We start from the raw sequence: 21066 nt of genomic DNA, 5'->3' as shown, positions 1-21066 counted from the left end.
GACCCCGTGTCGCAGATCACAGACCCCCGGGCATAGTATGCGTGGCGTCGGGCTTGTGAACTGCCTCACATGAACGCGATCTTCGAGGCGGCTAAGCGGAAAGCCCGGTTCGATCCAACGGTCATCGACGACTGGAAGGAGCGAGGAGGGTGAATTCATACGCGCCCATCCTTGTACTCGGCGCCCTCGGGGCAGGGTTTGCGATCTTCTCCGTGGTCATGGCCACGCTGATCGGCCCCAGAAGGTACAACCGGGCGAAACTGGAAGCGTACGAGTGCGGCATCGAGCCCACTCCCACGCCGACCGGGGGCGGACGCTTCCCGATCAAGTACTACCTGACGGCGATGCTCTTCATCATCTTCGACATCGAGATCGTCTTCCTCTATCCCTGGGCGGTCACCTTCGACGCCCTGGGGCTTTTCGGGCTCGTGGAGATGCTCCTCTTCGTGCTCACCGTCTTCGTCGCCTACGCCTATGTATGGCGTCGCGGCGGCCTGGAATGGGACTAGGGGCTGAGGGCATATGGGAATCGAAGAGAAGCTGCCGAGCGGCTTTCTGCTGACCACGGTCGAGCAGGCCGCGGGCTGGGTGCGCAAGGCATCCGTCTTCCCGGCCACGTTCGGTCTGGCCTGCTGCGCCATCGAGATGATGACGACGGGCGCGGGCCGGTACGACCTCGCACGCTTCGGCATGGAGGTCTTCCGCGGCTCACCGCGGCAGGCGGACCTGATGATCGTGGCGGGCCGGGTCAGCCAGAAGATGGCGCCGGTGCTGCGGCAGGTCTACGACCAGATGCCGAACCCCAAGTGGGTCATCTCCATGGGGGTCTGCGCCTCGTCGGGCGGGATGTTCAACAACTACGCCATCGTGCAGGGCGTCGACCACATCGTCCCGGTCGACATCTATCTGCCCGGCTGCCCGCCGCGCCCGGAGATGCTGATCGACGCGATCCTCAAGCTCCACCAGAAGATCCAGACCTCCAAGCTCGGCGTGAACGCCGAGGAAGCGGCCCGCGAGGCGGAGGAAGCGGCGCTCAAGGCGCTGCCGACCATCGAAATGAAGGGGCTGCTCCGGTGAGCGATCAGCCGAATCCCGAGAAGGAGCTCAGCGAGCAGAACCTTCCGGGGCAGCGCGGCGAACACGGCGAGGAGATCCGCGTCCAGCGCGGGATGTTCGGCGCCGACAACGGCGGCGACACCTCCGGCTACGGCGGCCTCGTCCGTTCCGTACGTCTGCCGGGCGAGGCCACCCGCCCCTACGGCGGCTACTTCGACGAGGTCGCCGACGAACTCGAGGGCGCTCTCGAGGAGCAGGGGATCGTCCCGGAGCACGCGATCGAGAAGACGGTCGTCGACCGCGGCGAGGTGACCTTCCACATCGCCCGCGAGCATCTGCTCGCCGTCGCCCGCACCCTGCGCGACGACCCCGCCCTCCGGTTCGAGCTGTGCACGGGCGTCAGCGGAGTGCACTACCTGGACGACAAGGGCCGTGAGCTGCACGCCGTTTACCACCTGCGCTCGCTCACTCACGGACGGTTGATCCGGCTCGAAGTCGCCGCTCCGGACAGCGACCCGCACGTCCCCTCGCTGGTCGCGGTGTACCCGACCAACGACTGGCACGAGCGTGAGACCTACGACTTCTTCGGCCTGATCTTCGACGGCCACCCCGCCCTCACCCGGATCATGATGCCGGACGACTGGCAGGGCTTCCCGCAGCGCAAGGACTATCCGCTCGGCGGCATCGCCGTCGAGTACAAGGGCGCCCAGATCCCGGCTCCGGACCAGCGGAGGTCGTACTCGTGAGCACATCCCCGGCATCCGCCCGCGAAACCACCGAAGGCCCGGTCTACACGGTCACCGGTGGCGACTGGGACGAGATCGTCCAGACCGCGGCCAAGGCGGACGACGAGCGCATCGTCGTCAACATGGGGCCGCAGCACCCTTCCACCCACGGCGTGCTCCGGCTGATCCTGGAGATCGACGGCGAGACCGTCACCGAGGCCCGCTGCGGCATCGGCTATCTCCACACCGGCATCGAGAAGAACCTCGAATTCCGGACGTGGACGCAGGGCACCACCTTCGTGACGCGCATGGACTACCTCACGCCGTTCTACAACGAGGCGGCGTACTGCCTCGGCGTGGAGAAGCTGCTCGGCATCGAGGACCAGATCCCGGACCGGGCGAGCGTCATCCGCGTCCTGCTGATGGAGCTGAACCGAATCTCCTCCCATCTGGTGTGCATCGCCACCGGTGGCATGGAGCTGGGCGCGACCACGATCATGATCTACGGCTTCCGCGACCGTGAGCTGGTGCTCGATCTCTTCGAGCTGATCACCGGACTGCGGATGAACCACGCGTTCATCCGCCCCGGCGGTCTCGCGCAGGATCTGCCGCCCGGCACCGTGGACCAGCTCCGCGAGTTCGTGAAGACCATGAAGAAGAACCTGCCGGAGTACGACAAGCTCGCCACCGGCAACCCGATCTTCAAGGCCCGTATGCAGGACGTCGGCTATCTCGACCTGACCGGCTGTATGGCCCTCGGCGCCACCGGCCCGATCCTGCGCTCCGCCGGCCTCGCCCACGACCTCCGCAAGACCGACCCGTACTGCGGATACGAGACGTACGACTTCGACGTCCCGACCGCCGACACCTGCGACTCCTACGGCCGCTTCCTCATCCGCCTGGAGGAGATGCGCCAGTCGCTGCGGATCGTCGAGCAGTGCATCGACCGTCTGGAGCCCGGACCGGTCATGGTCGCCGACAAGAAGATCGCCTGGCCCGCGCAGCTCGCGCTCGGCCCGGACGGACTCGGCAACTCCCTCGACCACATCAAGAAGATCATGGGCACCTCCATGGAGGCCCTGATCCACCACTTCAAGCTGGTGACCGAGGGCTTCCGCGTCCCGCCGGGCCAGGTGTACGCGGCCGTCGAGTCGCCCAAGGGCGAACTGGGCGCCCATGTCGTCTCCGACGGCGGCACCCGCCCCTTCCGGGTCCACTTCCGCGACCCGTCCTTCACCAACCTTCAGTCCATGGCCGCGATGTGCGAGGGCGGCCAGGTCGCCGACGTCATCGTCGCCGTGGCGTCCATCGACCCCGTGATGGGAGGCGTCGACCGATGACAGACGTCCGGCTCGGGATGCCCCAGCTCCCCGCCCCCGACTACCCGTCCGATGTACGCGCCAGGCTGGAGACGGACGCCAACGAGATCATCTCCCGCTACCCCGGCTCCCGCTCGGCACTGCTGCCGCTGCTGCACCTGGTGCAGTCCGAAGAGGGCCATGTCTCCCGTACGGGCATGCGGTTCTGCGCCGAGATGCTCGATCTCACCACCGCCGAGGTCACCGCGGTCGCCACCTTCTACACCATGTACCGGCGCAAGCCGGGCGGTGACTACCAGGTCGGCGTCTGCACCAACACCCTCTGCGCGGTCATGGGCGGCGACGCCATCTTCGAGGAGCTGAAGGAGCACCTCGGGGTCGGCAACAACGAGACCACCGAGGACGGCACGGTCACGCTGGAGCACATCGAGTGCAACGCGGCCTGCGACTTCGCGCCCGTCGTGATGGTCAACTGGGAGTTCTTCGACAACCAGACGCCCGAGTCCGCCAAGCAGCTCGTCGACGACCTGCGCGCCGGACTGCGGGTGGAGCCGACCCGCGGCGCGCCCCTGTGCACGTACAAGGAGACCGCGCGGATCCTCGCCGGCTTCCCCGACGAGCGCCCCGGCGCGGTCGAGGCCAGCGGCGGAGCGGGCCCCGCCTCCCTCATCGGACTGCGACTCGCCAAGGGCGAGGACGTGCCCGCGCGGGTGGTCTCCCCGCGCGATTCCACACAGCCGACTTCGGACTCCGACCCGGCGCACCCGTCCGGACCGGTCACCGAGGAGGGGGAGTGATGGCCTTGTCCACCGAGTACGGAGGCACCCGGCCCGGAGTCGGGGGAGACCCCGAGAAGCTGCTGGCCCCGGTCCTCTCCGCGTTCTGGGACGAACCCGAGTCCTGGACCCTGGAGACCTACCGGAGGCACGAGGGCTACCAGGGCATGCGCAAGGCCCTGGCCATGTCACCGGACGACGTCATCGCCTACGTCAAGGACTCCGGCCTGCGCGGCCGCGGCGGCGCGGGCTTCCCCACCGGCATGAAGTGGCAGTTCATCCCGCAGGGCGACGGCAAGCCTCACTATCTAGTTGTCAACGCCGACGAATCAGAGCCGGGAACCTGCAAGGACATCCCGCTCATGTTCGCGAACCCGCATTCCCTCATCGAGGGGATGATCATCGCCTGCTACGCGATCCGGTCGAATCACGCCTTCATCTATCTCCGCGGTGAGGTGGTCCCCGTACTGCGCCGCCTGCACGAGGCGGTGCGGGAGGCGTACGCGGCGGGGTACCTCGGCAAGAACATCCTCGGCAGCGGACTCGACCTCGACATCACGGTGCACGCGGGTGCGGGCGCGTACATCTGCGGTGAGGAGACCGCGCTGCTGGACTCACTGGAGGGCCGCCGCGGCCAGCCCCGGCTGCGACCCCCCTTCCCCGCGGTCGCCGGTCTGTACGCGTGCCCCACTGTGGTGAACAACGTCGAGTCCATCGCTTCGGTTCCCGCGATCATCAATCGGGGGAAAGACTGGTTCAAGTCGATGGGCAGCGAGAAGTCCGCGGGCTTCACGCTCTACTCGCTCAGCGGCCACGTCGCCAACCCCGGCCAGTACGAGGGCCCCCTCGGGATCACCCTGCGCCAGCTGCTCGACATGAGCGGCGGCATGCGGCCCGGCCACCGGCTCAAGTTCTGGACGCCCGGCGGCTCCTCCACCCCGCTGCTCACCGACGCGCACCTCGACGTGCCCCTCGACTATGAGGGAGTCGCGTCCGCCGGTTCCATGCTCGGCACCAAGGCGCTCCAGTGCTTCGACGAGACCACCTGCGTCGTGCGGGCCGTCACGCGCTGGACCGAGTTCTACGCCCATGAGTCCTGCGGCAAGTGCACGCCCTGCCGCGAAGGGACGTACTGGCTGGTGCAGTTGCTGCGCGACATCGAGGACGGCAAGGGCGTCATGTCCGACCTCGACAAGCTCAACGACATCGCCGACAACATCAACGGCAAGTCGTTCTGCGCGCTCGGCGACGGCGCAGCGGCCCCGATCTTCTCCTCGCTCCAGTACTTCCGTGAGGAGTACGAGCAGCACATGACCGGCAACGGCTGCCCCTTCGACCCCGCGAAGTCGACTCTCTGGGCCGACCGCCGCTCCCACCACACGGAGGTGAACGCATGACAGTGACCACCAGCGCTCCCTCCGGGGGCGGGGAGGCGGCTGTTCCGCCCGAGGACCTCGTATCGCTGACCATCGACGGCGTGGAGATCAGCGTGCCCAAGGGCACGCTCGTCATCCGGGCCGCCGAACTCCTCGGCATCGAGATCCCCCGGTTCTGCGACCACCCGCTCCTCGATCCGGCCGGCGCCTGCCGCCAGTGCATCGTCGAGGTCGAGGGCCAGCGCAAGCCGATGGCGTCCTGCACCATCACCTGCACCGACGGCATGGTCGTCAAATCGCAGCTCACCTCGCCCGTCGCCGAGAAGGCGCAGAAGGGCGTGATGGAGCTGCTGCTGATCAACCATCCGCTGGACTGCCCGGTCTGCGACAAGGGCGGCGAGTGCCCGCTGCAGAACCAGGCGATGTCGCACGGCGGCGCCGACTCCCGCTTCGACGGCAAGAAGCGCACGTTCGAGAAGCCGGTGCCGATCTCCACCCAGGTGCTGCTCGACCGTGAGCGGTGCGTGCTCTGCGCCCGCTGCACCCGGTTCTCCAACCAGGTGGCCGGCGACCCGATGATCGAACTGCTGGAGCGGGGCGCGCTCCAGCAGGTCGGCACCGGTGAGGGCGACCCCTTCGAGTCGTACTTCTCCGGGAACACCATCCAGATCTGCCCGGTCGGCGCGCTCACCTCGGCCGCGTACCGGTTCCGGTCCCGCCCCTTCGACCTGGTCTCCTCCCCGAGCGTGTGCGAGCACTGCTCCGGCGGCTGTGCGACCCGTACCGACCACCGCCGCGGCAAGGTCATGCGGCGCCTGGCCCAGGACGACCCCCAGGTCAACGAGGAGTGGATCTGCGACAAGGGACGGTTCGGCTTCCGGTACGCGCAGCGTCCGGACCGGCTGACCACCCCGCTGATCCGGGACGCGGAAGGCGTTCTCCAGCCCGCGAGCTGGCCCGAGGCGCTGGCCGCGGCTGCCGAGGGGCTGAGCGCGGCCCGCGGCCGGACCGGCGTCCTGGCCGGAGGCAGGCTCACCGTCGAGGACAGTTACGCGTACGCCAAGTTCGCGCGGGTCGCCCTCGACACCAACGACGTCGACTTCCGCGCGCGGGTCCACTCCTCCGAGGAGGCCGACTTCCTGGCGGCCCGTGTCGCGGGCCGGGGCCGGGACCTCGACGGGAGCGGAGTCACCTACTCCGTACTGGAGAAGGCACCGGCCGTCCTGCTCGTCGGCTTCGAGTCCGAGGAGGAGGCCCCCGGCGTCTTCCTGCGGCTGCGCAAGGCCAACCTCAAGCGCGGCCAGCGCACCTACGCGCTCGCCACGCACGCCACCCGCGGACTGACGAAGGCGGGCGGCACACTGCTGCCCGCCGCGCCCGGCACCGAGACCGAGTGGCTGGACGCGATCAGCGGCAACGTCGGACTCGACGGCGACGGCGCGAAGGCCGCCGAGGCCCTGCGCACCGAAGGCGCGGTGATCATCGTCGGCGAGCGGCTCGCGGCCGTACCCGGCGGGCTGACCGCCGCCGCGCGGACCGCGACCGCGACCGGCGCACGCCTGGTGTGGATTCCGCGCCGGGCCGGTGAGCGCGGCGCGGTCGAGGCGGGCGCGATCCCCTCGCTGCTGCCCGGCGGCCGTCCGGCCACCGATCCGCTGGCCCGCGAGGAGACCGCCGAGGCGTGGCGCGTACGGGAACTTCCGCACCGCTACGGCCGCGACACCGGCCAGATCGTCGAGGCCGCGGCCACCGGCGAACTGGGCGCGCTGCTCGTCGCCGGAGTCGAGGTCGCGGACCTGCCCGACCCGCAACGCGCGCGTGAGGCGCTCGACGCGGTCGGCTTCCTGGTCTCCCTGGAACTGCGGCCCAGCGAGGTCACCGACCGGGCGGACGTCGTCTTCCCGGTCGCCGCCGTCGCCGAGAAGCCCGGCACCTTCCTCAACTGGGAGGGCAGGGCGAGGCTGTTCGACTCCGCGCTCAAGCCCGAGCAGATGACGCGCCGGCTCGCCCCGACGGACGCCCGTGTCCTGCACATGATCGCGGACGAGATGGACGTCGCCTTCGGGCTGCCGGACCTCGCTTCCGTACGCGGTGAACTGGACCGGCTCGGAGTCTGGTCCGGGCCGCGGGCGAGCGGACCGGCGGAGTCCGCCCGGCCGCAGCCCCGCGCGGGCCAGGGCGAGGCGGTCCTCGCCGGACACCGGCTCCTGCTCGACCAGGGCCTGCTCCAGCAGGGCGACACGGCGCTGGCGGGCACCCGCCACGCGGCCGTCGCCCGGCTGTCGGCGGCCACGGCGGCCGAGACCGGCGTCAAGGACGGCGACGAACTCGCCGTCACCGGCCCCGCGGGCACGGTACGGCTGCCGCTCCAGGTGACGGAGATGCCCGACCGGGTGGTGTGGCTGCCGATGAACTCCACCGGCGGCGGCGTCACTTCGGACACCGGAGCGCTTCCCGGTCGGCTGGTCCGCATCGGCCCGGCCTCCCCCGAGGCCGCAACGGAAGCGCCGGAGGTGCGCTCATGATCGCCCTGGCTCAAACGGCGGAGGCCCAGACCGTCCGGGTTCTCGCGGCCGAGGACCTGTCGATGTTCGGGCGCGACCCCTGGTGGCTCATCCTCATCAAGGCCGTGTTCTGCTTCGCCTTCCTGATGATCACCGTGCTGTTCTCCATCGTGTGGGAGCGCAAGGTCGTCGCCTGGATGCAGCTGCGCATCGGCCCCAACCGGCACGGCCCCTGGGGCATGCTCCAGTCACTCGCCGACGGCATCAAGCTGATGCTGAAGGAAGACGTGATCGTCAAGCGCGCGGACAAGGTCGTCTACGTCCTCGCGCCCATCATCGCGGCGATCCCCGCCTTCATGGCCATCGCGGTCATCCCCTTCGGCCCGTCGGGCAACGAGGTCTCGATCTTCGGCCAGCGCACCACGATGCAGCTCACCGACCTGCCGATCGCGATGCTGTACGTCCTCGCGATCGCCTCGGTCGGCATCTACGGCATCGTGCTCGCGGGCTGGTCCTCCGGCTCGACCTACCCGCTGCTCGGCGGACTCCGCTCCTGCGCGCAGATGATCTCGTACGAGATCGCGATGGGCGCGGCCTTCGCCTCCGTCTTCCTCTACTCCGGGTCGATGTCGACCTCGGCGATCGTGGAGGCGCAGGCGGACCGCTGGTTCATCATCCTGCTGCCGGTCTCCTTCATCATCTACGTCGTCACCATGGTCGGGGAGACCAACCGGGCGCCGTTCGACATGCCGGAGTCCGAGGGCGACCTCGTCGGCGGTTTCAACACCGAGTACAGCTCGATCAAGTTCGCGATGTTCATGCTGGCGGAGTACGTCAACATGGTCACCGTCTCCGCCGTCTCCGTGACCCTCTTCCTGGGCGGCTGGCGGGCCCCCTACCCGATCTCCACCTTCTGGGAGGGCGCGAACCACGGCTGGTGGCCGATGCTCTGGTTCGTCATCAAGGTCCAGCTGCTGCTGTTCTTCTTCATCTGGCTGCGCGGCACGCTGCCCCGTGTCCGCTACGACCAGCTGATGAAGCTCGGCTGGAAGGTCCTCATCCCGGTCTCGGTGGTCTGGCTGATGCTGGTCGCGACCGTACGGGCGATGCGGAACGAGAACTACGACTTCCAGGACATCCTGCTCTACGTGGGCGGCGCGATCATCGCCGTACTGCTGCTCTCCTTCGTGGCCGACATGTTCCGCGGCAGAAAGGACGGCAAGGAGGCGGCGGCCAGGCCCCCCAAGGGGCCGGAGTTCGACCCGATGGCGGGCGGATACCCCGTGCCGCCGCTGCCCGGACAGACTCTGCCGCCCGTGCCGCGCAGGCGTCCGCGCCGTGAGCGCGAACTCATTGTCAGTGGCGGAGCCAATACTGTGAGTGACGATCCGGCTGACGGACATCCTCGTGACGGAAAGGAGGCTGACGGTGTCTGAGTCCGAGAAAACAGAAGGCAAGTTCCAGAATCCGGTCGCCGGCTTCGGCGTGACCTTCAAGGCCATGTTCAAGAAGCGGCTGACCGAGCAGTATCCGGAACAGCAGAAGGTCACAGCGCCGCGCTTCCACGGCCGGCACCAGCTGAACCGCCATCCGGACGGCCTGGAGAAATGCGTCGGCTGCGAGCTGTGCGCCTGGGCCTGCCCCGCCGACGCGATCTACGTGGAGGGCGCGGACAACACCGAGGAGGAGCGGTACTCCCCGGGCGAGCGGTACGGGCGGGTCTACCAGATCAACTACGCCCGCTGCATTCTCTGCGGACTGTGCATCGAGGCGTGCCCCACCCGCGCGCTCACGATGACCAACGACTTCGAACTGGCCGACAGCTCCCGCGAGAACCTCATCTACACCAAGGAGCAGCTGCTCGCCGGCCTCGAAGAGGGCATGGTCGACTCGCCGCACGCGATCTACCCCGGCATGGACGAGTCGGACTACTACCGGGGCCTGGTCACCGAGGCCGCGCCCGGCACGGTCCAGCAGGCCGCCACCTCCAAGGAGGAGAAGGACGAGGAGGCGGACGCATGACCGGCCTGCCCGCCCTCGCGGCCTCCACCACGTCCACCGGCGAGGCGTTCCAGTTCTGGATCCTCGGCACGGTCGCCTTGCTGGGCGCGCTCGGCACGATCCTGATGAGGAGAGCCGTCCACAGCGCGCTCTGCCTCGCCGGGACCATGATCGTCCTGGCGGTCTTCTACCTCGCCAACGGCGCGTACTTCCTCGGCATCGTCCAGATCGTCGTCTACACCGGCGCGATCATGATGCTGTTCCTCTTCGTCGTCATGCTGGTCGGCGTCACCGCCGCCGACTCGCTCAAGGAGACGCTGAAGGGCCAGCGCTGGCTCGCCGCGCTCTGCGGACTCGGCTTCGGCGTCCTGCTGATCGCCGGAATCGGCAACGCCTCTCTGAAGAACTTCAACGGGCTCGGCGCCGCCAACAGCGCCTACGGCGGCAATGTGGAGGGCCTCGCCGCCCTCATCTTCACCAAGTACGTGTTCGCCTTCGAAATCGCCGGCGCGCTGCTGATCACCGCGGCCGTCGGCGCGATGGTGCTCACCCACCGTGAGCGCACCGAGCGCGCCAAGACCCAGCGGGAGCTGGCCGAGGACCGCGTACGGGAAGGCAAGCACCTGCCGCCGCTCCCCGCCCCCGGCGTCTACGCCCGGCACAACGCGGTGGACATCGCCGGACTGCTTCCCGACGGCACCCCCTCCGAACTGACCGTCAGCAAGACACTGCGGGACCGCGGCCAGATCCGCGATGTGTCGGCCGAGGCCATCGAGGACCTCAAGGCGCTGGAGCAGCGCTCCGAGGAGCGCCTCGGACGCGGCCGCGACACGGAGCCGGGCAACCGCGGCGACCGTGACGGCAACAGCAACGGCAACGGCAACGGCAACGGCAACGGACGGGACCGGGACGAAGAGGAGGCCACACGGTGAATCCGGTCAACTACCTCTACCTCGCCGCGCTGTTGTTCACCATCGGCGCGGCCGGAGTCCTGATCAGGCGCAACACCATCGTCGTCTTCATGTGCATCGAGCTGATGCTCAACGCCTGCAATCTCGCGTTCGTCACCTTCTCCCGCATGCACGGCAATCTCGACGGCCAGATCATCGCGTTCTTCACGATGGTCGTCGCCGCCGCGGAGGTCGTGGTCGGGCTCGCGATCATCGTGTCACTGTTCCGTTCCCGCCACTCGGCCTCGGTCGACGACGCCAGCCTGATGAAGCTGTGAGGGGCTGACCGTGGAAAACATCATTGCGCTGCTCGTGGGCGCCCCCCTGCTCGGAGCGGCGCTGCTGCTGTGCGGCGGACGGCGGCTCGACCGCACCGGCCATCTGCTCGGCACGGCGCTGTCCGCCGCGTCGTTCGTCATCGGCGCGGTGCTGTTCGTGGACATGCTCGGCAAGCCCGCGGACGACCGCATGCTGCACCAGAAGCTGTTCAGCTGGATCCCCGTCGAGGGCTTCCAGGCGGACGTCGCCTTCCAGCTCGACCAGCTGTCCATGACGTTCGTCCTGCTCATCACCGGTGTGGGCACCCTGATCCACATCTACTCCATCGGGTACATGGAGCACGACGAGCGGCGCCGCCGCTTCTTCGGCTATCTGAACCTGTTCCTCGCGGCGATGCTCCTGCTGGTCATCGCCGACAACTATCTGCTGCTGTACTTCGGCTGGGAGGGCGTCGGCCTCGCCTCGTACCTCCTCATCGGATTCTGGCAGCACAAGCCCAGCGCCGCGACCGCGGCGAAGAAGGCGTTTCTCGTCAACCGCGTCGGCGACATCGGCCTCTCCATCGCGATCATGCTGATGTTCACCACCTTCGGCACCTTCGCCTTCGGCCCGGTCCTCGGCTCCGTCGGCGAGACCGGCGAGGGCACGCTGACCGCCATCGGCCTGATGCTGCTCCTCGCCGCCTGCGGCAAGTCGGCGCAGGTGCCGCTGCAGTCCTGGCTCGGGGACGCGATGGAGGGCCCGACCCCGGTCTCGGCCCTGATCCACGCGGCGACGATGGTGACCGCCGGCGTCTATCTGATCGTCCGCTCCGGCGCGATCTTCAACGCCGCTCCGGACGCGCAGCTCGTGGTCGTGATCGTCGGAGCGGTCACGCTCATGTTCGGTGCGATCGTCGGTTGCGCCAAGGACGACATCAAGAAGGCGCTCGCCGGTTCGACGATGTCGCAGATCGGCTACATGATCCTGGCGGCCGGGCTCGGCCCGATCGGCTACGTCTTCGCGATCATGCACCTGGTGACGCACGGCTTCTTCAAGGCCGGGCTGTTCCTCGGCGCCGGTTCCGTCATGCACGGCATGAACGACGAGGTCGACATGCGCAAGTACGGCGGCCTGCGGAAGTACATGCCGATCACCTTCGTCACCTTCGGGCTCGGCTATCTCGCGATCATCGGCTTCCCGGGTCTCTCCGGCTTCTTCTCCAAGGACCTGATCATCGAGGCCGCCTTCGCCAAGGGCGGGACCCAGGGCTGGATCCTCGGCGGGGTCACCCTGCTGGGCGCGGCGATCACCGCGTTCTACATGACCCGCGTGATGCTGCTGACCTTCTTCGGCGAGAAGCGCTGGCAGCCGGATGCCGAAGGACATGCCCCGCACCCGCACGAGTCCCCGAAGTCCATGACGATCCCGATGATCATCCTGGCGTTCGGCTCGGTCTTCGCCGGCGGCTTCTTCGGCATCGGCGACCGATTCCTCAACTGGCTGGAGCCCGTCACCGGATACGACCACGGCCACCCGCCGGTCAGCGCCATGACCGTCACCGCCGCGACCGTCGTCGTCCTGGTGATCGGCGTCGCCGTCGCCTGGGTGATGTACGGACGCAAGCCGGTCCCGGTCACCGCGCCGCGCGGCTCGCTGCTCACCCGGGCCGCCCGCCGCGACCTCCTCCAGGACGACTTCAACCATGTGGTCCTGGTCCGCGGCGGCGAGCACCTCACCCGCTCGCTGGTCTATGTCGACCACACCCTGGTCGACGGCGTGGTCAACGGCACGGCCGCCACCGTCGGCGGCCTCTCGGGCCGCATGCGCAAACTGCAGAACGGCTACGTCCGCTCGTACGCCGTCTCGATGTTCGGAGGTACGGCTGTGCTGATCGCCGCGACCCTGCTGATGAGGACGGTGTAACCGCGATGTCCTTCCCGCTCCTCACGGCGACGGCGGTGGTCCCGGCGGTCGGTGCGATCGTCACCGCCGCCGTGCCCGCCGCGCGCAGGACGGCAGCGAAATGGCTGGCACTGCTGTTCTCGCTCGTCACCCTGGCGCTCGCCGTCATCGTGCTCGTACGGTTCGAGCCGGGCGGCGACCGCTACCAGCTCACCGAGTCCCACTCCTGGATCAAGGAGTTCGGCGTCCGGTACGAACTCGGCGTCGACGGCATCGGCGTCGCGCTGATCGCGCTGACGGCCCTGCTGATCCCGTTCATCATCGCGGCCGGCTGGAACGACGCCGATCCGCAGGAGAAGAACGGGGCCGCGTCCGAGGGCAGCGTCGCCACGGGCCGGTGGCGGCCGACGCAGGGCTTCTTCGCCCTGATCCTGATGGTCGAGGCGATGGTGATCCTCTCCTTCGAGGCCACCGACGTCTTCCTCTTCTACATCCTCTTCGAAGCCATGCTCATCCCGATGTACTTCCTCATCGGCGGCTTCGGGGACCGGGCCCACGCGGGCACCGACGAGAACGCGGCGGCCCAGCGGTCGTACGCGGCCGTCAAGTTCCTGCTCTACAACCTCGTCGGCGGACTGATCATGCTGGCCGCCGTCATCGGGCTGTATGTCGTCGCGGGCAGCTTCTCGCTCTCCGAGATCGCCGACGCCCGCGCGAGCGGCCAGCTCGACATGGCGACCAACACCGAACGGCTGCTCTTCCTCGGCTTCTTCTTCGCCTTCGCGATCAAGGCGCCGCTCTGGCCGCTCCACACCTGGCTGCCGAACGCGATGGGAGAGGCCACCGCACCGGTCGCCGTCCTGATCACCGCGGTCGTCGACAAGGTCGGCACCTTCGCGATGCTGCGCTTCTGCCTCCAGCTCTTCCCGGAGGCGTCCAAGTGGGCCACCCCGGTGATCGTGGTGCTGGCGCTGATCAGCATCGTCTACGGGGCGCTGCTGGCCGTCGGCCAACGCGACATCAAGCGGCTGGTCGCCTACGCCTCGATCTCGCACTTCGGCTTCATCATCCTGGGCATCTTCGCCATGACCTCCCAGGGCCAGTCGGGCGCGACGCTCTACATGGTCAACCACGGGATCTCGACCGCCGCACTGATGCTGGTGGCCGGATTCCTGATCTCCCGGCGCGGCTCGCGGCTCATCGCGGACTACGGCGGGGTGCAGAAGGTCGCCCCGGTTCTCGCCGGCACCTTCCTGATCGGCGGTCTGGCGACGCTGTCGCTGCCGGGCCTTGCTCCGTTCGTCAGCGAATTCCTGGTCCTGGTGGGCACGTTCTCGCGCTACCCGGTCGCCGGCATCATCGCGACCTCCGGCATCGTGCTGGCCGCGCTCTACACCCTCGTCCTCTACCAGCGGACGATGACGGGACCCGTCAAGGCCGAGGTGCGGGGCATGCCCGACCTGAAGGCGCGTGAACTGGCGGTGATCGCTCCGCTGATCGCGCTGCTGATCTTCCTCGGCGTCTTCCCGAAGCCGCTGACGGAGATCGTCAACCCGGCGGTGGAGCACACGCTGTCCGACGTACAGAAGAAGGACCCCCGGCCCGAGGTGGAGGCGGCCAAGTGAGCGCTACAGCTGTCCACAGCCTGTGGACGACGGCGGCGGCCAACCCGATCTCCCAGATCAAGGCCCCCGAAATCGAGTACGCCCAGCTCGCACCCGTCCTGATCGTCATCGGTGCGGCGATCGTCGGACTGCTGCTGGAGGCGTTCCTACCGCGCAGGGTCCGCTACCACGCGCAGGTGTTCCTGGCGACGCTCGCCCTCATCGCCGCGTTCGCCGCGGTCATCGGGCTCGCCGAGGCCGGATACGGCACATCGAAGGTGAACATCGCGGCGATGGGCGCCATCGCCGTCGACGGTCCCACGCTCTTCCTCCAAGGCACGATTCTGCTGGCCTCCCTGGTCGCCGTCTTCACCTTCGCCGAGCGCAAGCTCGACCCGGAGGCCCACGGCAACCGCGTCGACTCCTTCGCCGCGCAGGCCGCCTCCGTACCCGGAAGCGACAGCGAGAAGGCCGCCGTCAAGGCCGGGTTCACCACCACCGAGGTGTACCCGCTGGCGCTCTTCGCGATCGCGGGCATGCTGGTCTTCCCCGCGGCCAACGACCTCCTGACGCTCTTCATCGCCCTGGAGGTCTTCTCCCTCCCGCTCTACCTCCTCTGCGCCCTCGCCCGCCGCAAGCGGCTGATGTCGCAGGAGGCCGCGGTGAAGTACTTCCTGCTGGGCGCGTTCTCCTCGGCGTTCCTGCTCTTCGGGGTCGCCCTGATGTACGGGTACGCGGGCTCGGTCTCGTACGCCAGGATCGCCGACGTCGTCGACGGCACCGTCCGCACCATCGACCCGGCGCTCGCCGACACGATGGGCAACGACGCGCTGCTCCTCATCGGCTCGGCGCTGATCCTGATGGGCCTGCTCTTCAAGGTCGGCGCGGTCCCGTTCCACATGTGGACCCCGGACGTCTACCAGGGCGCGCCCACCCCCGTCACCGGCTTCATGGCGGCGGCGACCAAGGTGGCCGCGTTCGGCGCGCTGCTGCGGCTGCTGTACGTGGTGCTGCCGGGGCTGAGCTGGGACTGGCGGCCCGTCATGTGGGGCGTCGCCATCGTCACGATGCTGGCGGGCGCGATCGTCGCGATCACCCAGACCGACATCAAGCGGCTCCTGGCGTACTCCTCGATCGCGCACGCGGGCTTCATCCTGGCTGGTGTCATCGCGGTGACGCCCGACGGCATCTCCTCCGTCCTCTTCTACCTGGGCGCGTACTCCTTCGTGACGATCGGCGCGTTCGCGATCGTCACCCTGGTCCGCGACGCGGGCGGCGAGGCGACCCATCTCTCCAAGTGGGCGGGGCTCGGACGGCGTTCGCCCCTGGTGGCGGCGGTCTTCGCGATCTTCCTGCTCGCCTTCGCCGGGATCCCGCTCACCTCGGGCTTCTCCGGCAAGTTCGCCGTCTTCAAGGCGGCGGCGGAGGGTGGCGCGGGGGCGCTGGTCGTGGTCGGTGTGATCTCGTCCGCGATCGCCGCGTTCTTCTACATCCGGGTGATCGTCCTGATGTTCTTCAGCGAGCCGAAGGCGGACGGCCCGACGGTCGCCGTCCCCTCCGCCATGACGATGACGGCGATCGGCGTCGGAGTGGCGGTGACGCTGGTCCTGGGCGTCGCCCCGCAGTACTTCCTGGACCTGGCGAGCCAGGCGGGAGTGTTCGTGCGGTAGCCCTGTGGGCGGTCGTACCACGTGAGAGCCCGGCTTCCTTGGGGGAAGCCGGGCTCGTCGCGTACCGGGACGGCTGAGGGTTCGCGGGTTGCCGACCGGGGCCGCCGTCAGGCGGGCTGCGCTCTGTGGGGCGGGTGTTCAGACGGTTGCGGGGGCGGACGGGGTGTCGGGTGCGGGGGCCCGTCTGTCAGTGTGGGCTCGTGCAGACATTCGAAGAGGACCTGCCGACGTCACTGACGACGTGCTGGAACTACTGGATGGCGGTTCCCACCGGGGACCAGGCGGGGGTGATGCATGCGCTGGGGCTGACCGCGCCCACGCCCGTGACGTTCGCCGTCGCGCGCGAAGTGATCGACGCCGACGGGCACGGCGACCCGGACGACGCGCCCGCCGCCGACGGGGAACCCGACGAGTACTCGCGCGTCTTCGTCTCGCCCGAACTGGACGGCTGGACCCTGGTGGTCGGCGCGTGGTGCGACCCCTCCGACGGTGAACGCGCGGAGGACGTCCTCGGGTTGTGTACGGCGCTCAGCACCCGCTACGGCAAGGCGCAGGCGTACTACTACGGCGCGCAGGGGGACGGCTCGGCGTGGCTCCTGGCGGAGAACGGCGTCGTGCTGCGGCGGTACAGCGAGACCGGCGAGGACGAGGACGAGGAACTGACCCTGGGCGCGCCCCTCGTGCTGGAGCGGGCCCGGCGGATGGAACTGGGGCTGACGCCCGACTGGGACGCGGAGACGGAGAGCGAGGAAGCCGAGGAGGAATGGGCGTGGGCCGCGAACGACCTGGCCCCTGAGATCGCCGAGGCGTTCGGCGTCAGCCCGCTGGACCTCGCCGCCGACACCCCCGTGCGCGGGACGGGCCTGCTCGCGCTGACACCGCACGGAGTCGCACGGGGTGTGCGCCGGGCGCTCGCCGGTACGGAGTTGGGTGATCCGGAGGCTGTGGCGCGAGTGCCGTGAGCGCCGCAGGGGACGGCCCTGGCTCTGGCTCCGGCCCTGGCTCCGGCTCTGGCTTCGGAACCGGAGCGAGATCCGGACATGGCGTCAGCGACCCCTGCCGGGCCGGTGAGCGCCGGCAGGGGATCGGCTCGCGGGGCGGGGGCTGCCATCAGGAGCGTCGCTCCGGGCGGGCTGTCCCGGCCGTCCGCGTCACCCGGCCCGCGTCATCCGGTGGCGTGACGGGCGCTGGTGACGGGGGGTGGTGACGGAGGGTGGGTGACGAGGGGCGTGGGGCCGAGGGCGTCAGACCGCGGGGACGATCCGGCCGGTGACCTCGCCGAGGCCGACGCGTACGCCGTCGGGGCCCGGCGCCCAGGCGGTCATGGTCACCACATCGCCGTCCTCCAGGAACGTCCGCTTGCCCTCGGGGAGTTCGAGGGGGTCGCGGCCGTTCCAGGTCAGCTCCAGCAGGGAGCCGCGCTGATGGACCTCGGGGCCGCTGACCGTGCCGGAGCCGTACAGATCGCCCGTCCGCAGGGAAGCGCCGTTGACCGTCATATGGGTCAGCTGCTGGGCGGCCGTCCAGTACATCGTGGCGAAGGGAGGCTCGGCGATGACATGGTTGTTGACCGCCACGGTGATACGGATGTCGAAGCCGCCCTTCTCGTCCTCGGCGCTGTCGTCGAGATAGGGGAGCGGCTCGACGTCCCGCGCGGGCGGATCGGTCCGTGCCGCGTCCATGGCCTCCAGCGGGGTCACCCAGGCCGATACGGAGGTGGCGAAGGACTTGCCGAGGAACGGCCCGAGGGGAACGTACTCCCACGCCTGGATGTCACGCGCGGACCAGTCGTTGAGCAGGGACAGGCCGAAGACGTGCTCGCGGAAGGCCGAGAGCGGCACCGGGCGGCCCATCGGGGACGGCGCGCCGACGAGGAAGCCGACCTCCGCCTCGATGTCCAGCTTGACGGACGGGCCGAAGACGGGCGCGGGGTCGCCGGGAGTCCTGCGCTGACCGCTGGGGCGTACGACATCCGTGCCGGAGACGACGACCGTGCCCGAGCGCCCGTGGTAACCGATCGGCAGATGCTTCCAGTTGGGCGTCAGCGGGTCGCCGTCCGGGCGGAACATCCGGCCGACGTTGGTGGCGTGGTTCTCGCTCGCGTAGAAGTCGACGTAGTCGGCGACCTCGTAAGGAAGGTGCAGGGTGACCGAGCCGAGCGGGTGCAGCAGGGGCTCGATCGCGGCGCGGTGGGCGGGCGCCGTCACCCAGGCGGTGAGCGCGCGCCGCACATCGCGCCAGGCGGTGCGGCCGGCCGCGAGAAGCGGGTTGAGGCTCGGCTGGTCCAGCAGCGCGGCAAAGGGTGAGCCGAGGGCGTGGGCCGCCGCACCCGCGTCCAGCACATGGCGTCCGAGGCGGACGCCGAGCCGACGGCGCTCGGGCTCGTCGGGTGTGGTGAAGACGCCGTACGGGAGGTTGTGCGGGCCGAAAGGGTGACTCTCGGCCAGATCGAGCGGGCTCTGCTCGGACATCGGTGCCTGCCTCGCTTTCCACGGTGTGTGGGGACACGTTACGTGGGTGCCGCACGGGCCCGGCAGAGCGCGTTCACCGGGCAGGGCGGGTCTTCTGTCAGTCCCTCAGTCAGTCCCATGGTGAGCCTCTCGGTCGCGCCTCCGGCCGGTCGTACCTCCGGTCGGTCGGTCAGTCGGTCGGCCGGTCTGCGGGCCGGTCGGTCAGGCCGTCAGTCGGTCTGCGGGCCAGCCGGTCAGGCGGCCGGTCGGGGGAAGCTCTTCTCCCAGGTGCGATGGAAGACGATCTCCCTTCCGTCCCGGCAGACCACCTCGTCCTCCGCGAGGAAACCGGTGCCGTCGCAGGTGAGCGAGGAGCGGGTCTCGACCGTCACGTCCCAGCCCGCTTCCGGCCGGTGGAGCCTGACGGTCCACTCGGCGTCCGCGCGGGCGGACCGGGGGCCGGGTTCCCGGATCGTCCGGAGTTCACGCGCGTTCTCGGTGAGTTCGAGCCCGTCCGGGTAGTTGCTCAGGTGGCCGGTCCCGGTGGAATCGCCGGGGCAGGGGTCGGTTTCGAGCCGCCATTCGCCCGCGCCGACGTCCCGGACCACCAGCCGCTCCGGGTGTCGCTCGCCGGGCGTCGCGAGGGTCGCCGGGGAGCTGACGCCGAGGGGCTCGGCCTGTTCCGGCGGCTGGAAGACGGGCTCGTACTCGGTGGCGGTGGGCCGGAACACCGGGAGGTCGAGGCGCGAGCCCTCCGGGGTGAGGACGAGACCTTCCGGATCCGGCCGCGACCGGATCCATGGCCAGATCCACGGCCAGTACGCGGAGGAGACGGCGAGCCGGATGCGATGGCCCGGCGGGAACGCGTGGCCGATGGCGGTCAGCTCGAAGGTCACGTCCTCCGTCGTGCCCGGAGTCCACGCGACGGCGCGTTCCCGGCCATGGCGTGCGGCGAGGTTCAGCACGCCTCGGGTGACCAGCGTGGACGAGCCGTCCGGCGCGATGTCGCAGAGCCGGGCGACGACCTGGCCCCACGGCAGGTCCAGCCGCAGCCGCAGGGTGACTCGCGCACGGCCCAGGACCTCGATCGGGCCGCCTCGGACGGCGAAGTCGAAGCAGGCGGAGTACGCGTCCTCGGCCCGCTGGTCGGACGGGAGGTCGGCGGGGCGGCCGGTGGCCGACAGACTTCGGCCCGCGTCCAGCCCGGTGTGCGGGGGCGAGCCGATGATCAGGGGCGGGCCCTGGAGGGCGTACGAGGCGGTGCCGACGGCCGACGACGGCCAGTCGGCCACGGCGGCCCAGCGCCCGACGGGCTCCTCCTCGAACCGCCGCCGGGAGTCCGTGCCGGGCCCCGGCCGCCTGGCCGGGTCGGGACCGGGCCCCGGCGGTGTGGCCGGATCGGGATCGTGGCCGTCCCCGCTCCTCGTGGCCGTCGGCACGCCGTCGATCCACACCCGTAGCAGAGGCTCGTCCATCGCCCCGTTCTCCGCGCCCTTGAGATGGTGGTCCCACCAGCCGAGCGTCTCCTGGAGGAACCCGATCGCGGGGCCCGGACGCCCGTGGTCCGGGTACTGGTGGGCCCACGGCCCGATCAGGCCCCGTACGCGGTCCGCGGGGAGCCGTTCCAGCAGTCTGAGGACGGTGTCGCGGTACGGCTCGTGCCAGCCGCCCACGGCCAGTACCGCGGCCCGTACGCGGGACGGGCTCTCCCCGTACATCCCATGGCCGTCGTACCTCCAACGGTCGTCGCGGAGCTGATGGGCCAGCCAGGAGTGGAGCGGCGGTTCGACTGCTTCCAGCCGTGCGAGCCACAGATCGCGCCAGCCGTCGCCCGCGAAGACGGGATCCGGCGGTCGGCAGAGGGACGACAGAATCGCGGCCGACCGGCCCTGTAGGCCGTCCGCGGACACCGAGCCGCCCGGAAAGGCGGTGTCGTTGTCGTACGGATCGTCGGTCGCGCCGACCGTGACGACCGCCTTCAACGGCTCGGGCGCGAGGGCGGCGAGCCGCAACGCGCAGGTGGCGCCCCAGCCGAGGCCGAACATGCCGACCCGGCCCCCGCACCACGGCCGCGCGGCCAGCCAGTCGATCACCTCGACCCCGTCGGCGAGCGCGGTGCCGCCGCCCGGCAGGCCCTCGCTGTTGCCGTGACCGCGCAGATCCACGCGTACGGAGGCGTAGCCGTGGCCCGCGTACCAGGGGTGGCGCTGCCAGTCGCGGGGCGCGGTCACATCGCTGAGCCGGTCGGGTGCGTACTCCACCAGCGCGGGGATTGGGCCGTCCGTGTGGGGACGCCAGATCCGTGCGTACAGGCGGGTGCCGTCGCGCAGGGGTATCCGGATGTCCTCGTGGCTGGTTTCATACGGAAAGCGATTGCGATGGCGCATGGCTCGGCCTTGATGTGCGGAGGTCGCCCTGCCCCGGAGCCCGGCGTTCAGCTGCCGCCGTCCCGGTCGCGGAACCGTCCCCGTT

At 69.7% G+C, this 21066-nt stretch carries 17 protein-coding genes; 15 read left to right on the top strand and 2 right to left on the bottom strand.

Features of this window, described 5'->3' with window-relative positions; all coding sequences use genetic code 11:
• Nucleotides 1–149 precede the first annotated feature (149 nt).
• The 15 genes from ACWEFL_RS13560 (at nt 150) to ACWEFL_RS13490 (ending at nt 17106) form a co-directional block, all read left to right on the top strand.
• Nucleotides 150–509, top strand: a complete 360-nt coding sequence (locus ACWEFL_RS13560) for an NADH-quinone oxidoreductase subunit A (RefSeq protein ID WP_451711186.1) — start codon at nt 150–152, stop codon at nt 507–509.
• A 13-nt stretch (nt 510–522) separates the two neighbouring features.
• The gene (locus tag ACWEFL_RS13555; RefSeq protein WP_451711184.1) at nt 523–1077 is read left to right on the top strand and encodes a NuoB/complex I 20 kDa subunit family protein; all 555 of its coding nucleotides are present in this window, start codon (nt 523–525) and stop codon (nt 1075–1077) included.
• Nucleotides 1074–1802: an NADH-quinone oxidoreductase subunit C gene (locus ACWEFL_RS13550; RefSeq protein ID WP_451711182.1), complete on the top strand. Its 729-nt coding sequence runs from the start codon at nt 1074–1076 to the stop codon at nt 1800–1802. Before ACWEFL_RS13555 ends, ACWEFL_RS13550 begins: the two co-directional genes overlap by 4 nt.
• Nucleotides 1799–3121 carry an NADH-quinone oxidoreductase subunit D gene (locus ACWEFL_RS13545; RefSeq protein ID WP_451711180.1) on the top strand — a complete coding sequence of 441 codons (1323 nt, stop codon included), beginning with the start codon at nt 1799–1801 and terminating at the stop codon, nt 3119–3121. Before ACWEFL_RS13550 ends, ACWEFL_RS13545 begins: the two co-directional genes overlap by 4 nt.
• On the top strand, nt 3118–3897 hold the full coding sequence (gene nuoE, locus ACWEFL_RS13540) for an NADH-quinone oxidoreductase subunit NuoE (protein WP_451711178.1): 780 nt from the start codon (nt 3118–3120) through the stop codon (nt 3895–3897). Before ACWEFL_RS13545 ends, nuoE begins: the two co-directional genes overlap by 4 nt.
• Entirely contained in the window at nt 3897–5273 is a 1377-nt protein-coding gene (gene nuoF, locus ACWEFL_RS13535) for an NADH-quinone oxidoreductase subunit NuoF (RefSeq protein ID WP_451711177.1), read from the top strand. Before nuoE ends, nuoF begins: the two co-directional genes overlap by 1 nt.
• Nucleotides 5270–7777 carry an NADH-quinone oxidoreductase subunit G gene (locus ACWEFL_RS13530; protein ID WP_451711175.1) on the top strand — a complete coding sequence of 836 codons (2508 nt, stop codon included), beginning with the start codon at nt 5270–5272 and terminating at the stop codon, nt 7775–7777. Before nuoF ends, ACWEFL_RS13530 begins: the two co-directional genes overlap by 4 nt.
• A complete protein-coding gene (nuoH, locus tag ACWEFL_RS13525) occupies nt 7774–9192 on the top strand; it encodes an NADH-quinone oxidoreductase subunit NuoH (RefSeq protein ID WP_451711173.1) in 1419 nt (472 codons plus the stop codon). The genes ACWEFL_RS13530 and nuoH overlap by 4 nt, the downstream gene beginning before the upstream one ends.
• A complete protein-coding gene (nuoI, locus tag ACWEFL_RS13520) occupies nt 9185–9778 on the top strand; it encodes an NADH-quinone oxidoreductase subunit NuoI (protein WP_451711171.1) in 594 nt (197 codons plus the stop codon). The genes nuoH and nuoI overlap by 8 nt, the downstream gene beginning before the upstream one ends.
• Nucleotides 9775–10689, top strand: coding sequence for an NADH-quinone oxidoreductase subunit J (locus ACWEFL_RS13515; RefSeq protein WP_451711169.1), 915 nt, complete (start codon nt 9775–9777; stop codon nt 10687–10689). Before nuoI ends, ACWEFL_RS13515 begins: the two co-directional genes overlap by 4 nt.
• Nucleotides 10686–10985: an NADH-quinone oxidoreductase subunit NuoK gene (gene nuoK, locus ACWEFL_RS13510; RefSeq protein WP_451711167.1), complete on the top strand. Its 300-nt coding sequence runs from the start codon at nt 10686–10688 to the stop codon at nt 10983–10985. Before ACWEFL_RS13515 ends, nuoK begins: the two co-directional genes overlap by 4 nt.
• A 10-nt stretch (nt 10986–10995) precedes the next feature.
• The gene (gene nuoL / locus ACWEFL_RS13505; RefSeq protein ID WP_451711165.1) at nt 10996–12891 is read left to right on the top strand and encodes an NADH-quinone oxidoreductase subunit L; all 1896 of its coding nucleotides are present in this window, start codon (nt 10996–10998) and stop codon (nt 12889–12891) included.
• A gap of 5 nt (nt 12892–12896) precedes the next feature.
• Nucleotides 12897–14495, top strand: coding sequence for an NADH-quinone oxidoreductase subunit M (locus ACWEFL_RS13500; RefSeq protein ID WP_451711163.1), 1599 nt, complete (start codon nt 12897–12899; stop codon nt 14493–14495).
• Nucleotides 14492–16144 carry an NADH-quinone oxidoreductase subunit NuoN gene (nuoN, locus tag ACWEFL_RS13495; protein WP_451711161.1) on the top strand — a complete coding sequence of 551 codons (1653 nt, stop codon included), beginning with the start codon at nt 14492–14494 and terminating at the stop codon, nt 16142–16144. The genes ACWEFL_RS13500 and nuoN overlap by 4 nt, the downstream gene beginning before the upstream one ends.
• A gap of 200 nt (nt 16145–16344) precedes the next feature.
• The gene (locus tag ACWEFL_RS13490) at nt 16345–17106 is read left to right on the top strand and encodes a hypothetical protein (RefSeq protein ID WP_451711159.1); all 762 of its coding nucleotides are present in this window, start codon (nt 16345–16347) and stop codon (nt 17104–17106) included.
• Between the two features lie 282 nt (nt 17107–17388).
• Here the strand turns inward: ACWEFL_RS13490 and fahA are convergent, their stop codons facing one another.
• Complete coding sequence (gene fahA / locus ACWEFL_RS13485) at nt 17389–18615, bottom strand: fumarylacetoacetase (protein WP_451711158.1); 1227 nt, start codon at nt 18613–18615, stop codon at nt 17389–17391.
• Between the two features lie 233 nt (nt 18616–18848).
• A complete protein-coding gene (locus ACWEFL_RS13480; RefSeq protein WP_451711156.1) occupies nt 18849–20981 on the bottom strand; it encodes a CocE/NonD family hydrolase in 2133 nt (710 codons plus the stop codon).
• Nucleotides 20982–21066 lie beyond the last annotated feature (85 nt).

It is taken from the genome of Streptomyces sp. NPDC004838, assembly GCF_053600955.1.
The sequence above is the reverse complement of the archived record's forward strand: the minus strand, read 5'-3'. Positions and strand labels throughout refer to the sequence as shown.